Below are 14,493 nucleotides of genomic sequence, written 5' to 3' on the forward strand. Positions count from 1 at the left end.
AGGGACTAATCGGCGAAGTCAGTGCACTCGAAGGAAGCCAGAGTCTCGCCGCCGAACTCGGTGCGGCCCGGATCCGTCGACTGATAGCCGTGGTAGATCGCGACGCTGTCGATATTTCGATTCGCACAGAGATAGCGAGCGTACTCGGCGTGGTGGATACTCCCCTCCTCGTGGCGGATCTTCTGGAAGTACTTCCGCCAGCGAAAACTCGCCATCCGGTCGGCCTGTGCCGGCGAATCGGGAGCCAGCGATTCGTCGTGGAAGGCGTCGACAGAACTGCCGTCCGGCCGCGTCGCAGGCGTGGCGATCCACCACGAATGATCCGGCGGATCGGGGGCGAACATCCGCCAATCTTGTCCCAAATCGGCTGTCTCGACGGCCGAGTCCGCCGAGTCTGGCGTGTCGACGACGCCGGCCGCTCCGGCCGCCGACAACAGACTGAACACAACGATGATCGCCGGCAGCCCGCTCAACACGAGTCGACGAGTGGTGTGTCGAACAGGTTTGGGCACTGCCGAGCGGAGTGAGCGACCGCGCTGGCGGACCGGCCGACTGAGCGAGTTCCAGCGGTCTGCTGTGGAGTCCACGACACCCGCTCCAATTGAGAGCGGCTCGACGTGACTCTGAATGCGCCTGCCTGCGTGAGCGAGCCAGTCCCACGCACTGGACGGGTACAACACGAGCAATCCCGTGATCGAGACCAGCGGAAAGTGCCCGACAGACAGTGTGAGTAACATCCCCGCGTGGAAGAGAATAAACGCCGAGACGAGTCCGGTCCGGAGTCGGCCAGTCGAAAGGAGCAACAACGGGGAGGCGAGCAAGAGTGCGAACCACGCGTAGGTTCCGAGGGTCAACAGTCCGGAGCCGACGAGCCACTCACCGATCCAGTCGGCGAGCAGATAGGTGTACTGTTCGGTCCGGAAGACATCGGCGACGGCCGTCCCCGCCCGCCAGGCCTCGCTATCGAGTTTGTGTGTCGCGTTGACGACGTAGACGATTACTACCTGCAGAACGAGCCCGGCGGTTGCAACCGAAACGACCCGGTCTGGCGAGTCAGGTTCGCGCAGAGAGTGCTGTCCGAGCGGGAGAAAGAGCGCCCAGATGACCAGAATCCGCAAGATCACGTCGCCGCCGTTGAGCACGAACGGGTTGCGCATCTGGAGCAAGACCAGCGTCAGCAGCGCACCGAACGCCGCCAATCGCGGCCGCACGCCGGCGATCAGCGCCAGCGCACAGAGCGCGCCGATGGGGAACAGCAAGACCGGAAACCACGGATCGGGAAGCGAGAGGACGACCTCGTAGACACCACCGTACTCGGCCAGCACCGACGAACGCGGGACGATGCCGGCATCGGTGTACAACGCCCGGAGATGTCGGGCCCGCGTGAGTACGTCGACCAGCAACACCACGCCGAGAGCGATCCGGAAGGCGGCCAGCGCCCGCCCGTCGATTCCGAGTCGGGCGGCGAGCCAATCAGGAGTCTCACGTGAAGCCGTCGACATCGATAGAAGGTGGGTAACAGCACGCCCGGCGTAAGTCTTCCGTCAGTCTTCCGCCAGCGCTTCCGCGCGGCGCTCGAAGTCGACCGCACCGGCCTGTACCGACCACAGCGCGGCGTAGCGACCGTCCAGATCCAGCAACTCGTCGTGATCGCCGCGCTCGACGATGTCGCCGTCTTCGAGGACCAGAATCTCGTCGGCGCTTTTGATCGTCGACAGCCGGTGGGCGATGGCGAGTGTCGTCCGGTCGGCCGCCAGCCGTTCGATGGATTCCTGAATCGCGAGTTCGGTCTCGGTGTCGACGGCGCTGGTCGCCTCGTCCAGAATGAGAATCGGCGGATCAGCGAGTACGACCCGGGCGATGGCGATGCGCTGGCGCTGGCCGCCGGAGAGTTTCACGCCGCGTTCGCCCACCCGAGTCTCGTAGCCGTCTGGTAACTCGGTGATGAACTCGTGGGCCTGCGCGGCTTTGGCAGCCTCCCGGACTGCCTCGTCGCTGGCCTCGAAACTGCCGTATCTGATGTTATCGGCGATGGTACCGTCGAAGAGGAACGTCTCCTGCCCGACGTAGCCGATGGCCGAGCGCAGATCCGGGACACGAACGTCGCGCACGTCGGTTCCGTCGACGCAGACGCTGCCAGATTCCACGTCGTACAGTCGCATCGCGAGTTTCAGCGCCGTCGATTTACCCGCGCCGGTCGGTCCGACGAGGGCGACCATCTCGCCGGGACTGGCCTCGAAGGAGATATCGTGCAGGACGCGCTCGTCGTCGCCGTCGATCAGTTCGGAGTCGTAGGCGAAAGAAACGTCCTCGAAGGTGACGTGGCCCTCGATCGGTTCGATGTCAGTCGGGTCGTCGGGGTCTTCGATTCCCGTCGAGATGTCCATCAGCCCGAAGACGCGCTCGCTCGATGCCTTGGCGTTTTCGTACTGATCGACGATGTTCGACACCTCCGCGAGAGGGTCGACGATCCGCTGGGTCATGAACAGAAAGACGACAAAATCGCCGACGGAGAGGTCGCCAGTCAGTGGGCCGGGTGCGGTGCCGGTCGTCAGCCAGAGGCCGCCGACGAGAAACGTCGAGACGAAGGCGAGGCCGGCCAGCAGTTCCATCCCCGGCCGGTAGAGATAGCTCAGTTTGAGGACCGCCATCGTATCGTCGAACAGGCGCTTCGAGGCGTCGCGGACCCGACCGATCTCGAAACGCTCGCTCGCGGTTGCTTTGGTCAGATCGATGCCGGCGATGCTGTTTTCGAGACGGGTGTTGAGGTTGCCGACCGCCGAGCGCTGCGAGACGTAGCGGGGTTCGACCGCGCGCATGAACCACCAGGTGAACAGCCCCATCGCGGGCACCGCAAGCAGCGTGACGACTGCGAGTTGGCGGTTGAGATGGAAGAGGACAGCAGCGATGCCGCCGGTCATCACGAGCAACCGCATCGAGTTCATCAACGCGTCGTCGAGAAACCGTTCCAGGTTCTGGGTGTCGTTGTTCAGCACCGCCATGACCTCGCCGGTCTGCTTGTCGTCGAAGAAGGCCATGTCCAGTGCCTGCATCTTCTCGAAGCAGTCGACCCGGACGGTGTGCATGACGCCGTGGGCGAAGAGATTGGCCGTCACGCCGTAGATCCACGTGAACAGTGCCGTGGCGAGAAAGGAGCCAGCGATCACGAGAATTACGAACCAGAACTGTGCCGTCGTCGTCGCCGGGAGCCACGCGTCGGGAACCAGCGGGATCGAGAAGGACTGCTCGCCGAGAAACAACGAGTCGATGGCGATGCCCAGAAGCAGCGGCGGGAGCAGCGACGCCGCTCTGGCGAAGAAATTCGCAACCATCCCGATCGAAAACCAACCCAGTCGCTCGCGGCCGTAGGTCCTGAACAGCCGAGCAAGTGGGCGGTCGACACGCTCACGATACGCATCGAACGGAGTCTCCTCGTCGGCGGAACTCACTACCCCGCGATACTGGCTCCGATCCCTTACAGGCCACGGTTGCATCGGCGACGGGCGACGATGGATAGCCCTTCTGCCAGCGGCAAGGGTCGGCCGGTCCACAAGCCGGACAAGTGTTCACCCCCTATGCAATAACGCACATGACTTCCGCACTATTCATCGTCAGTGAACACGGCTACTGGGGCGAAGAGTGTATCACACCGCTGGAACGACTCACCGAGGCCGGCGTCGATATCACAGTCGCGACGCCGACCGGCGAGAAGCCAGAGATCGACGACCGCTCGGTCGATCCCGAAGAGGTCGGCGAGGAGACTGCCGAGCACGTCACCGAGGTCCACGAAACCGACGAGCGACTGGCTGACCCCGAACCAGTCGCGACGGTCGACGCCAGCGAGTACGACGCCGTCGTCTTGCCTGGTGGTCACGGCACCTGCTGGGACGTGAATCAGGATAAACACGCCCGACAGGCCCTCCGGACTGCCGTCGAGGGCGACGAGGGCGTCGCGCTGGTCGTCTGTCACGCGGTCGGGATTCTCGCGTGGGCGCGCAACTCCGACGGCGACATCCTCGCCGAGGGCCGTGACGTGACTGGCTTCCCCGACGCCTGGGAGGACGGCATCGTCGACGAGAACGACCTGATGCCCGACGGCCGAAAACTCCCGTACTGGGTCGAGGAAGAGGTTCGCGCTGTCGGTGCGAACTTCGATCCCGAACTCGATGCCGATACGAGCGTCACCGTCGACGGCGATCTGATCACCGCCCGCGGCCCGCCATCCTCGGCGGCAGCGGCGGAGACGCTACTGGACGAACTCGGAGCGTAACTCTCTCAGAGCGATCCGTCGAAGCCTGACTTGTCCAGCAAGTTCTGGAACTGTTCGGAGTCCAACTCACTCTCGTAGGCCATCCCGGCGAGCATCCCACCGGGGTAGGTCTCGCCGTTCATCGCGTGGTTCACCCGGTGGCAGTGAACCGCGTAGACGCCGGGGTCTGCGTCCGCGGGAAACTCGATTACTTTCCGTTCTGCGGGAGCGACGTTGACGATATCTTCGATGTGCTGGGCACTCTCGGGGATTGTGCCGCTGTCTTTCTCGACGACGGTGAACGTGTGGTTGTGCGTGTGCATGGTGTGGGACTCGTAGCCGGCGTTGACGAAGTGCATCCGCACATCGTCGCCTTCCGCGACGGCCATTGGATACCCCTCCTCGGGGTGGAAACTGTACGGCGCACACCGCCCGTTTATCGTGTACGCGTCGGGACGGCGGTCGCGATGGCTGTAGGACATATCGTCGCTGGCCATCGACGCCGACAGTCTGGTGTCCCAGTCTTTGACGGTCATGAAAAATTCCTTGTCCGGAGGCTCGTAGTCGGCGGGATCGACCCGGAGAATTCCGTACATCCCCATGGCGAGGTGGGTCTGGGTCTGGAGATGGCAGTGATACAGGTGCGTTCCCGGCTGATTCGCAGTGATTTCGTAGGTGTACTCTTCGCCGGGATTGACCTGGACGCCGGTCGTCGAGGGGACGCCGTCGTCCTCCCACGCTTTGGCGAGGCCGTGGACGTGGAACGTGTGTGGGCGGTTGTGTTCGGAGTTGTCGAAGGTGATCTCCATCTCTGTTCCCTCCGTGACCCGGAGCAGCGGCCCCGGAACGCTCGGCTCAGTCTCCGGCGTCTCCCATGCCCACACCTCCGGCAGTTCCCAGGGCCCGCCGCTGGCGTCGTCACCGAGCAACTGGTGGCGACACGCCCGCGTCGAAAGGGTCACTGCTCCGCCGGTCTCGTCGAGGTCGATGGTCGTCCGCGGCGATGTGTAAGGATAGTCTGTCTCGATGTCCGTCGCGTCGCTGCCCTGCCACTCCTCGTCCACCTGATCGGGTTGTTCGGTGTCGTTCCCGTTGTCTCCAGTATCGTTGCCGTCGTCGGTATTGTCGCTGTCACCACTGTTGCAGCCTGCGAGTCCAACCGCACCGAGCGCTGCTGTCGTCGCGAGAAATCGTCGTCTGGTGGCATCGTATCGGCTGCTGGGGGCCGTTCTGACCATGGACAGTATATTGAAATGTTAAGAATATAAATGCCAGGCTGGGTCTCACGAGCGGGGTTCAGACGAGGAATTACACAGTCCTGTCGCTGCCGGATTCGGCGTCCAATAAAAAATCGACCTGCTGCGTTACTTGCCGCGACCGTTGCCGGCGTTCAGACTCGGGCGGGTCTTCTCCGCGCCCTTGCCGCGCTGACCGAGTCCACGGTTCTGCTTGCCGGCGCTGGTGAGGCCACGCAGCGCGCGGTTCTTGTGGGTGTCGCCGCAGATCCAGTTGAGGTCGTCGTCGTTTTCGATTGCGGGGTGTTCCGGATCGACGAGGATGATTTCGTGCCACTTCTGGCTGCCGTCTTCCCCGACCCAGTAGGAGTTGAGCACGCGCATGTTCGGGTGTTTGCGCGAGGCGCGTTCTTCGGCGACGCGCTGGATGTCTTTCCGTCGGGTGATTCGGGTTACACCCTGTCGTTTCGAGCGTCGTCCCGCTTTGTGGCGCTGTTTCCGTGCGCCACCCTTGCGGACGCTGACGCGGACGACCGTGATGCCCTGCTTGGCCTTGTAGCCAAGCGAGCGTGCGCGGTCGAGTCGCGTCGGATTGTCGATGCGCTCGATTGCGCCCTGGTCGCGCCAGTCCTGTTGTCGTTGCCACTGCAGTTCCGCCAGTTTGCCGTCGTCCGGGTCCTTCCAAGCGTCCCGGATATGTGCGTAGAAGCTTTTTGCCATGGGTATTCACCCACGGGCGTTGTGTGGTTCAAGCCGTGAGGCTCACATCCCGACCTGTATAACAGGTGCCCACTGGTGCCCGTGACTGCCAGCGAGTTACTGGTCGTACCGGAGTTGCGGATAAAAGGATATCGAACTCCGACGACAGCGATATATCGCCACAGCGACTAGTTGTGCGTATGGAAACCGCAGCCTCACGGCCCGAGTCCTGCGTCGAGTGCGGCGAGCCGCTGGCCCTGTTCCAGCCGGTCTGTGAGCGCTGCGAGACGAGCCACGAGTGGACCTATCGAGCCCCGTGTCACGATTGTCGGGAAACCGCCGACTACACCGGCGAGAACTGCCCACACTGCGGAGCGACGCTGTCGGTCTGGCGGGCGCTGGAAGCCGAGGCACTCGACCGTGAGCAGCCACTGCTGATCTGGAAGGCGGCGGTGCCGCGCCCGACCGAGATGGGCTATCTGATCCACTTCGGGAGCGTCCACGGCCAGTGGGCGGATTACCGCCGGTCGCTCGGCGAGAACGGCGACTTGCACATTCGCTCGTATCCGAAGCGGTACGAACTCCATCACGACGACGTGAGTGCTGTCGACACCCCCGGCAGACACCTCCTCCGGCACGGCCTCCCCGCGGCGACAGCGAGCGGGATCGATCTCGCGACGCGTGTCGGCAAGACAGTCAGAGAGTCCGGGCGACTGCTGGGAAAGACGGTCCGTTCGCCGTACACGTGGCTGTCTAAAAAGCGGGATTCGGAGTAACGGGAATTCTCGCCAGCAGATTTATTTTCGCATGCCTAGATAGACTGGTATGCTTCGCGCAAAAGGACCGCTTCTCTCGATTGATCTCACAGCACAGGAGACAGCGACTGAATCGATTACAGAGACGCTCGAATCGTTTATCGGCGGCCGCGGCGTCGCGACCCGACTCGCCCACGAGCGGATCCCGTTCGACGCCGATCCACTGGGGACGGACAATCGGCTGTACTTCTCGACCGGCCCGATGCAGCAGTCCCAGATGAGTTTCACCGGTCGGATGAACGCGACGGCCGTCTCGCCGCTCACCGATGGGTTGCTCTCCTCGAACGCCGGCGGCTTCATGTCCCGGAACTTCGCCGCGACAGGGTACAGCGCCGTCGAGATTACGGGCGAGAGCGACGAACTCACAGTCATCCACGTTACCGACGACGGAATCGACTTCGAGTCTGTCCCGGAACTGACCGGCGCGACTGTCTCCGAGGTGACCGACCACGTCGAGCAAAGCCGCGGGCTGGACGCTGAACACATCGCCGCCATCGGGCCAGCGGGGGAGAACGAGGTCCGCTTCGCGTCGATCATGACCACAGAAAGCCGAGCGTTCGGCCGCGGCGGCCTCGGTGCCGTCCTCGGATCGAAGAACGTCAAGGCGATTACCTTCGAGGGCGACTCTGCGCCCGACGTGGAGATTCCGGAGATCCAGATGGAGATTCACCAAGACGCCGCGACGAGCGATCACATCATGAAGCGCCAAGGGACGAGTTCGGTGACGGATCTGGCAAACGAGGTCGACGGGCTACCGACACGGTACTGGCGCGACCGACAGTTCGAGGGCGTCGAGGGGATCAACGGTGCGGCCGTCGAGTCGAAGAAGTACAAGAAGGGAACCTGCTCGCAATGTGCCTTCGCCTGCAAACTCCCGACCAAAGACGAGGAGAGTGGCCTCGAGACGGAGGGCCCGGAGTTCGAGACCCTCGCGGCGTTTGGCTCGAACTGCTCGGTCGACGACATCGTCGAGGTGATGCAATCGAACGAACTCTGTGACGAACTCGGGATGGACACGATTTCCTGTGGCAATACCATCGCCGCCTACCTGGCGAGCGAAGACGAGTTCGGCAACGTCGAGTTGATCCACGACCTCGTCGAAAAAATTGCCCACCGCGAGGGGGTCGGCGATACACTCGCAGAGGGTATCGACCGAATCCACGGTGATCTCGGCGTCGAGAACTGGACGGTCAAGGGGCTAGATTTCGCCGCCCACGAGGGGCGCTCGCTCAACGGACAGGGGCTGGCCTATGCGGTGGCCAACCGCGGCGCCGATCACATGTACTCGACGTTTTACGCCTGGGAGTACCCGCTGGTCGGCGGCGATCAGGCCTTCGATCCGAAGGGACTGGAGGGGAAAGCCGCCGCCGTGGCGGTTCAGGAGAACACCCGCGCGCTCGAAGACTGCGGCGTCGTCTGCCGGTTCTCTCGGGGAATGCTCGCCAGTCAGCCCGAACGCATGGAGACACTGTTCGGCGCGGAGATAGACGACCTGCGAGCAGTTGGCGGTCGGGTCGTCGAACTCGAACGGCACTTCAACAACCAGCGCGGGTTCGATGCCGGCGACGATACGCTCCCGTACGACCTCGACGGCTTCGACAGCGCCCGATCTGAGTATTACGAGGCCCGGGGCTGGAACGATGACGGGACTGTGCCCGAAGGCACCATCGAGTACGCGGGTTAGCTTCTCTCCGACGGTCGCTCCGACTCTGACTCGAACTCTGCCGAGAGGACCGAGACGATGCGCTCGGCGACGGCGGGACTCACCATGCTCGCCATTTCGACTGCTTCCTGTTCGTGTTCGTCGAGATCGAGGACCTCGCGGAAGAACCACGAGAGCGCGACGTAGGCCTCGTGCAGTTGTTCGGCCTCCTCGCGGCCGGCGTCGGTCAACGTCGCGCCCTCGTAGCTCTCGTAGCTGACGAGTCCGTCCCGGTCGAGTCGGTTCAGCATCTCCGTCACCGACGCCGGCGAGCGATCCAGCATCTCCGCGAGTTCACCGGGCGGGATCGGCGGTGTCAGCCGGTGTTCGGCGATGTACAGCGCCAGCAAGTACTGCGAGTCCCCCGTCATGCTCTGTCCACGGCGCGCTCAGTTCCGTCTCCAGCCATGGTTTTTAGGCCCACCTAAATGCACAAAGAACTTTCGGAGCGGAGGCCACCGTTCGGAGTGTTTGATATATCACTATAGAATTTATACCCGAGTCGGCGACAGTCGGGACTACACACAGGAATCGATGGCGAAAAGCGCTCTTGGTGGGCTATTCGATCTGTTCGCGGTACTCGTCGGGCGAGAGCAGGTCGTCGAGTTCGCCCTCGTCGTCAAGTTCGAGTTCGAGCATCCAGCCGTCGCCGAAGGGGTCGTCGTTGACGAGTTCGGGGTCGTCAATCAGGTCGTCGTTCGTATCAGTGACCGTCCCGGAAACCGGAGCGTACAGATCCGAGACCGCTTTGATCGACTCGATGACGCCGAAGTCCTCGCCTTTGCTCAGTTGTTCGCCCTCCGCGGGGAGTTCGACGAAGACCACGTCGCCGAGTTCGTCTTGTGCGAAATCCGAGATGCCGATGCGAACGGTGCCGTTTTGCCGGCGTGCCCACTCGTGAGAGTCGAGATACCGGCAGTCGTCTGGGACTGTGAAGCTCATGATAGGAATGGTGTCGTGGTGGTACGTGCTTTCTTCGGTTCGCCGCGAACGACGATCCGGACGGTTTGATCTGACCCCGCGTACTCTCGGGGGAGGTAGGCGAGCGCGATTGGGTCATCCAACGTCGGGCTCATCGTCCCGCTAGTCACCTCACCGATCTGTTCGCCATCGGGTGTTTCGACGGCGTATCCCTGTCGTGGAACCCCTCGCTCACGCATGACGAGGCCGACCAATTTCTCCTCGGGACCCTCGACGTCGACGCCCTCCAGTGCGTCGCGACCGAGAAACTCCGTATCGAGTTTGACTGTAAAGCCGATGCCAGCCTCGTAGGGATTGCGGGGGTTGTCCTCGGGATCGAAGTCCTGCCCAGAGAGCAGAAACCCCATCTCCAGACGCAGGGTATCCCGAGCGCCCAGCCCACAGGGCTGACACTCCAGAGCCGACCAGACTGACTCACCATCATCCCAGGGACAGAGCAACTCGAACCCTTGCTCACCGGTGTAGCCCGTGCGCGCGAGAATCGCCTCCGTACCGGCAACGGTGGTGCTGGTTACCTCGAAACGGGATAGCTCCGACAGATCGGCATCGGTCTGTTCGCCGAGCAACTCCTGGGAGTCTGGCCCCTGAACGGCGATCATCGCGTACTCTTCGGTTCGGTTGGTTACTGTCGCCTCGAACTCCCACTGATCACGGTGCTCGACGGTCCACTCGTAGATCTGTTCGTCGTGGCCCGCGTTGGGGATGAACAGATACTGTTCGGACTCCGATTCGGGAAGGCGGTAGACGACGGTGTCGTCGAGCATGATACCGGACTCGTCGGTGATCGCGGCGTAGTGACCCTCACCTGGATGGAGACCTGTGACATCGTTCGTCGTGAGTCGCTGGAGCAAGCGGGTCGCGTCCGGCCCCGAAACCGTGATTTCGCCCATGTGCGACACATCGAATTTGCCCACAGTCTCACGGACGGCGGTGTGTTCCGTCCGAATCGAATCGAACTCGACGGGCATCTCCCAGCCCCCGAAATCTGTCTGCTTCGCCGAGTGCTCGATCGGCGGCTGTCGTAACGACATACCTTCTGAGAGGTCACGAAGGGACCTAATGGTTGTGTCGGGGCCGTCTGAACGGCCAGAAATAAATCATATGTCGCGATATCAAATCAGGCGTACTGGAATCGAACCACCCCCGTGGGACGAAGCATCAAGCCTAATTCGAGGGTAACCGGCCAAACAGGAGGACAACGAGGACAGCGAGTGCGTGGACAGTCCCACTTCGTATTCACCCCCAAACTATTACCTTAAACACCTACAATACCTTAATGAGTGCCGGCAGACAACTGGCACTCGTGGATTCATATGAGAGATGTCGAACAACACCGCGATACAGAGACACCGTACGAGTGCTTCGAGTGTGGCCTGATCACCTACGCGACAAACCAACCCGAGAACTGTCCTGATTGCGGGGGTGAGATGCGGAATCGCCAGACACCGCTTGAGTAAGCATGGCATCTGAACCGACAGCAGACGATCCTGAGACGCAGACGGCACAGTCGACCGGAGAGAGTTATGCGGAGACCGCAGTCGAAACCGCACGACGGCAACTCAACCACGCCGTCGAGCATCTCGAAATCGACTCGAATATCGTCGAACGACTTCGACACCCGACGAAGGTGCAGGAGGTGACAGTCCCAGTCGAGCGAGACGACGGGACTGTCGAGGTGTTCACTGGGTATCGGGCCCACCACGACAGCGTCCGCGGGCCGTACAAGGGAGGGCTTCGATTTCACCCCGAGGTGACCCGCGACGAGTGTGTCGGACTCAGTATGTGGATGACATGGAAGTGCGCGGTGATGGATCTCCCATTCGGTGGTGCGAAAGGCGGAGTTGCGGTCAACCCGAAAGAGTTGTCCGCGGAGGAAAAGGAGCGCCTGACCCGCCGATTCACCGAGGAGATCCGCGGCGTCATCGGACCGACGAAAGACATCCCTGCCCCCGATATGGGAACGGACTCACAGACGATGGCGTGGCTGATGGACGCCTACTCGATGCAGGAGGGCGAAACGATTCCGGGCGTCGTCACGGGGAAACCGCCGGTCGTCGGGGGAAGTAAAGGCCGCGAGGAAGCACCCGGGCGAAGCGTTGCGATCATCACCCGCGAGGTGCTCCGGTACTACGACCGCGATATCGAGGAGACGACTATCGCCATGCAGGGGTACGGAAGCGTCGCTGCGAACGCTGCGCGACTGCTCAACGACTGGGGCGGAACGGTCGTCGCCGTCAGCGATGTCAACGGGGGAGTGTACGATCCGAACGGACTCGACACCCATGCGATTCCGTCCCACGACGAGAAACCAGAGGCCGTTACTCAGCAAGACGTTCCACATCTGGTGACGAACGACGAACTGCTCGAACTCGATGTCGACGTACTCGTCCCCGCCGCGGTCGGCAACGTTCTGACAGAGGACAACGCCGACGACATCGAGGCAGATCTCATCGTCGAGGGTGCAAACGGACCGACGACGACCGCTGCTGAAGAGATCTTCGCAGACCGAAACCTACCCGTGATCCCCGACATTCTCGCCAACGCGGGTGGGGTCACCGTCTCGTATTTCGAGTGGCTGCAGGATATCAACCGCCGGGCGTGGTCACTCGAGCGAGTCAACAACGAACTCGAATCGGAGATGGTCGACGCGTGGGAAGATGTCTGTGTCGCGTACGAGGCAAACGATGTGACCTGGCGAGATGCGGCGTACATCGTTGCGCTCTCACGGATCGCCGAAGCCCACGAGACACGTGGTCTGTGGCCCTAACAGTCAAATTCTTTCGACCACGGTCGACTCACAGATCTGTCGGTCATCGCGGAGTGGTGGGGAGCTATGACAGCACGAGAAGTGCGAGCAATTATGCGCCTCGCCGACCAACTCACGGTATGCTTTCGTTTGTTGGACTTGGTCTGTACGACGAGCGGTCGATCACGGTCCGCGGCCGCGACGCACTCGCGACAGCAGATACGGCCTTCGTAGAGTGGTACACGAGCCGACTCGCCGGAACTGCTCTCGAGACACTCGAATCGACACACGACATCGAAATCGAGGTCCGGGACCGGGCTGGTGTCGAACAGGATCCAGAGCCCATTCTCGAGGCCGCCGAAGACGGCCACGCGGCCTTTCTCACTGCCGGAGATACGATGATCTCGACGACACACGTCGACCTTCGGCTTCGCGCCCACGACAGCGGCATCGAGACGCAGGTGATCCACGGGACGACAGCCCAGACCGCAGCGAGTTCACTCACGGGGCTCCAGAACTACCGCTTCGGCAAGGCGACGACGCTTCCCTTCGAAGAAACTCACGGCGGCGTCCCCGCAAGCGTTGTCGAGACGATTCAGGCCAACCGCGACCGCGGGCTGCATACGATCGTCTATCTCGACATCGATGGAGAGAACGATCGGTTTCTGACCGGAGACGCCGCAGCAGGACAACTCGCCACAGAACTCGACACGACAGGTGTGGTGATCGGGCAAGCCGGCAGCGACGATCCGACGGTCCAGGCAGGCCCTCTCACAGAACTCGCCGACGGGTCGTTCGGCGACCCGCTACACCTACTCGTGATTCCAGGCGAATTACATCCCATCGAAAAAGACGCGCTATCAGAACTGGCAGGACTCGAAGACGAGTAACCGCCCGGATCAGTCCGCCGGATCGGGCTGTTTCTCTTCGGTATCGACGTTCAGTGCCGCGGAGAGGTCGTGTTCCTCACCGGTCAGCAAGTAGAGCAGGTCTTCGATCGGTTCCATCACTTCGGGGACAATCCGGACCATCAGCCAGATGATGAGGAGCATGGCGACGACGGAGGCGCTCTGTGCCATGATCCGGTCAGCCCAGATATACGAGACCCGCAGGGAGTTCTCCAGTCCCCAGACAGTCATCGTTAGATCTGGGAAGAAGTGTGCGTACTGGTGTCCGTACGAGAGTGCGATGAAGACGTTGCGAACGAGATTCAGTACGTAGATGATCCCGATCGCAAGCGCGCTCGCCTTGAGTTTGCGACGCCAGTCCGCACTCACACCATTGACCAACCCAAGGACCACAGCCATGCTTCCGATCCCCGTACAGTCGAGAAGGATGGTATAGGTGATTGTCCCGTCGCCATTGAAGAACACGAACGTGTTGTCGTACATCTGTGTTTTCGCAGTGATCTCCCGGGTGGTATCAGGGTTCGATCCGGCAGGGATCTGCTGGGCTGTCAGATCCGACAGCTCAGTAACGACGGGTGGGTTGTACCCCAACAATTCGATAATCGTACTCGTATGATTTGTAACGAGCAAGATCAACGGCTCGCGGATCGCGTCGATCATCAGAAACGGCACGTAGATGAACCCCATGATGGCAATCGCCCGTGAGAGCGTGAACAGCGAGTCTCGTCCCTCGTAGAACACTTTCGCAGCCATGAGCGAAAGCGGAACCGCAAGTATCGCACCGACACCACGGACTACACTCTGATCGACGACGAGAAACGGCTGAATGAGCATCAACGCAAAGACTGAGAAGATGATCCACGCGCCGACGTAGACGGTTCGGGCGTACTCGCGGTCGACCGCTTCGAGCACGACAGCGATAGTGAACAATCCCAAAGTGAGCCAGCCAACCGGTTCGGCGTACCCTCCGAGGGCGGCGAAGGCGTCGTTGATCTGGCCGAGCATCTACACACCCGTTGGGTTATCGCGAGTATATGTCTTATTGTTACGGTACTCAGCAGAGTGAAGACTGATCAGCAGAACAGGAACCACGGCGTCGCCGCTATTCGGTGTGAAAATAAAAGAAAGTGAACCGCAAGTGACGACCGAACTACGTCC

At 61.8% G+C, this 14,493-nt stretch carries 14 protein-coding genes; 6 read left to right on the forward strand and 8 right to left on the reverse strand.

From position 1 onward, the window contains the following. Window positions 1–5: 5 nt before the first annotated feature. A complete protein-coding gene (locus V8P86_RS16350) occupies window positions 6–1,502 on the reverse strand; it encodes an HTTM domain-containing protein (RefSeq protein WP_336328359.1) in 1,497 nt (498 codons plus the stop codon). A 42-nt stretch (window positions 1,503–1,544) separates the two neighbouring features. Beyond that, window positions 1,545–3,449 carry an ABC transporter ATP-binding protein gene (locus tag V8P86_RS16355; protein ID WP_336328360.1) on the reverse strand — a complete coding sequence of 635 codons (1,905 nt, stop codon included), beginning with the start codon at window positions 3,447–3,449 and terminating at the stop codon, window positions 1,545–1,547. Between the two features lie 140 nt (window positions 3,450–3,589). On the opposite strand from V8P86_RS16355, the gene V8P86_RS16360 reads away from it, so the two are divergent. Then, entirely contained in the window at window positions 3,590–4,270 is a 681-nt protein-coding gene (locus tag V8P86_RS16360; protein ID WP_336328361.1) for a type 1 glutamine amidotransferase domain-containing protein, read from the forward strand. A 5-nt stretch (window positions 4,271–4,275) separates the two neighbouring features. Here the strand turns inward: V8P86_RS16360 and V8P86_RS16365 are convergent, their stop codons facing one another. Both V8P86_RS16365 and V8P86_RS16370 read right to left on the reverse strand, forming a co-directional pair. Beyond that, window positions 4,276–5,487 (reverse strand): multicopper oxidase domain-containing protein, encoded by a 1,212-nt coding sequence (locus V8P86_RS16365; protein ID WP_336328362.1) that lies wholly within the window; start codon window positions 5,485–5,487, stop codon window positions 4,276–4,278. A 126-nt stretch (window positions 5,488–5,613) separates the two neighbouring features. Further along, entirely contained in the window at window positions 5,614–6,204 is a 591-nt protein-coding gene (locus V8P86_RS16370) for a 50S ribosomal protein L15e (RefSeq protein ID WP_336328363.1), read from the reverse strand. Window positions 6,205–6,383: 179 nt separating this feature from the next. Here V8P86_RS16370 and V8P86_RS16375 point away from each other — a divergent pair, with 179 nt between their 5' ends. Continuing rightward, window positions 6,384–6,959, forward strand: coding sequence for a hypothetical protein (locus V8P86_RS16375; RefSeq protein WP_336328364.1), 576 nt, complete (start codon window positions 6,384–6,386; stop codon window positions 6,957–6,959). Window positions 6,960–7,008: 49 nt separating this feature from the next. Further along, window positions 7,009–8,682 (forward strand): aldehyde ferredoxin oxidoreductase family protein, encoded by a 1,674-nt coding sequence (locus V8P86_RS16380; protein ID WP_336328365.1) that lies wholly within the window; start codon window positions 7,009–7,011, stop codon window positions 8,680–8,682. Here V8P86_RS16380 and V8P86_RS16385 read toward each other — a convergent pair. From V8P86_RS16385 to gcvT, 3 genes are all read right to left on the reverse strand, one after another. Then, a complete protein-coding gene (locus V8P86_RS16385) occupies window positions 8,679–9,071 on the reverse strand; it encodes a metal-dependent transcriptional regulator (protein ID WP_336328366.1) in 393 nt (130 codons plus the stop codon). The two genes, V8P86_RS16380 and V8P86_RS16385, sit on opposite strands and share 4 nt — an antisense overlap. A 187-nt stretch (window positions 9,072–9,258) precedes the next feature. Beyond that, a complete protein-coding gene (gene gcvH, locus V8P86_RS16390) occupies window positions 9,259–9,642 on the reverse strand; it encodes a glycine cleavage system protein GcvH (protein ID WP_336328367.1) in 384 nt (127 codons plus the stop codon). Then, window positions 9,639–10,712, reverse strand: coding sequence for a glycine cleavage system aminomethyltransferase GcvT (gcvT, locus tag V8P86_RS16395; RefSeq protein ID WP_336328368.1), 1,074 nt, complete (start codon window positions 10,710–10,712; stop codon window positions 9,639–9,641). Before gcvT ends, gcvH begins: the two co-directional genes overlap by 4 nt. Before the next feature lie 282 nt (window positions 10,713–10,994). Here gcvT and V8P86_RS16400 point away from each other — a divergent pair, with 282 nt between their 5' ends. From V8P86_RS16400 to dph5, 3 genes are all read left to right on the forward strand, one after another. After that, the gene (locus V8P86_RS16400) at window positions 10,995–11,138 is read left to right on the forward strand and encodes a rubrerythrin-like domain-containing protein (RefSeq protein WP_336328369.1); all 144 of its coding nucleotides are present in this window, start codon (window positions 10,995–10,997) and stop codon (window positions 11,136–11,138) included. A gap of 2 nt (window positions 11,139–11,140) precedes the next feature. Continuing rightward, on the forward strand, window positions 11,141–12,448 hold the full coding sequence (gdhB, locus tag V8P86_RS16405) for a glutamate dehydrogenase GdhB (protein WP_336328370.1): 1,308 nt from the start codon (window positions 11,141–11,143) through the stop codon (window positions 12,446–12,448). 119 nt (window positions 12,449–12,567) lie between these two features. After that, window positions 12,568–13,317 (forward strand): diphthine synthase, encoded by a 750-nt coding sequence (dph5, locus tag V8P86_RS16410; RefSeq protein WP_336328371.1) that lies wholly within the window; start codon window positions 12,568–12,570, stop codon window positions 13,315–13,317. Window positions 13,318–13,326: 9 nt separating this feature from the next. Here dph5 and artA read toward each other — a convergent pair whose 3' ends face one another. After that, on the reverse strand, window positions 13,327–14,340 hold the full coding sequence (gene artA / locus V8P86_RS16415; RefSeq protein WP_336328372.1) for an archaeosortase A: 1,014 nt from the start codon (window positions 14,338–14,340) through the stop codon (window positions 13,327–13,329). Window positions 14,341–14,493: the final 153 nt, after the last annotated feature.

The organism is Halovenus anhuiensis, assembly GCF_037080055.1.
Lineage (GTDB): Archaea > Halobacteriota > Halobacteria > Halobacteriales > Haloarculaceae > Halovenus.

Coding starts and splice junctions, on each gene's coding strand:
- V8P86_RS16350 (WP_336328359.1), bottom strand. CDS start 1,502: ATGTCGACGGCTTCACGTGAGACTCCTGATTGGCTCGCCGCCCGACTC.
- V8P86_RS16360 (WP_336328361.1), top strand. CDS start 3,590: ATGACTTCCGCACTATTCATCGTCAGTGAACACGGCTACTGGGGCGAA.
- V8P86_RS16365 (WP_336328362.1), bottom strand. CDS start 5,487: ATGGTCAGAACGGCCCCCAGCAGCCGATACGATGCCACCAGACGACGA.
- V8P86_RS16370 (WP_336328363.1), bottom strand. CDS start 6,204: ATGGCAAAAAGCTTCTACGCACATATCCGGGACGCTTGGAAGGACCCG.
- V8P86_RS16375 (WP_336328364.1), top strand. CDS start 6,384: ATGGAAACCGCAGCCTCACGGCCCGAGTCCTGCGTCGAGTGCGGCGAG.
- V8P86_RS16380 (WP_336328365.1), top strand. CDS start 7,009: ATGCTTCGCGCAAAAGGACCGCTTCTCTCGATTGATCTCACAGCACAG.
- V8P86_RS16385 (WP_336328366.1), bottom strand. CDS start 9,071: ATGACGGGGGACTCGCAGTACTTGCTGGCGCTGTACATCGCCGAACAC.
- gcvH (WP_336328367.1), bottom strand. CDS start 9,642: ATGAGCTTCACAGTCCCAGACGACTGCCGGTATCTCGACTCTCACGAG.
- gcvT (WP_336328368.1), bottom strand. CDS start 10,712: ATGTCGTTACGACAGCCGCCGATCGAGCACTCGGCGAAGCAGACAGAT.
- V8P86_RS16400 (WP_336328369.1), top strand. CDS start 10,995: ATGAGAGATGTCGAACAACACCGCGATACAGAGACACCGTACGAGTGC.
- gdhB (WP_336328370.1), top strand. CDS start 11,141: ATGGCATCTGAACCGACAGCAGACGATCCTGAGACGCAGACGGCACAG.
- dph5 (WP_336328371.1), top strand. CDS start 12,568: ATGCTTTCGTTTGTTGGACTTGGTCTGTACGACGAGCGGTCGATCACG.
- artA (WP_336328372.1), bottom strand. CDS start 14,340: ATGCTCGGCCAGATCAACGACGCCTTCGCCGCCCTCGGAGGGTACGCC.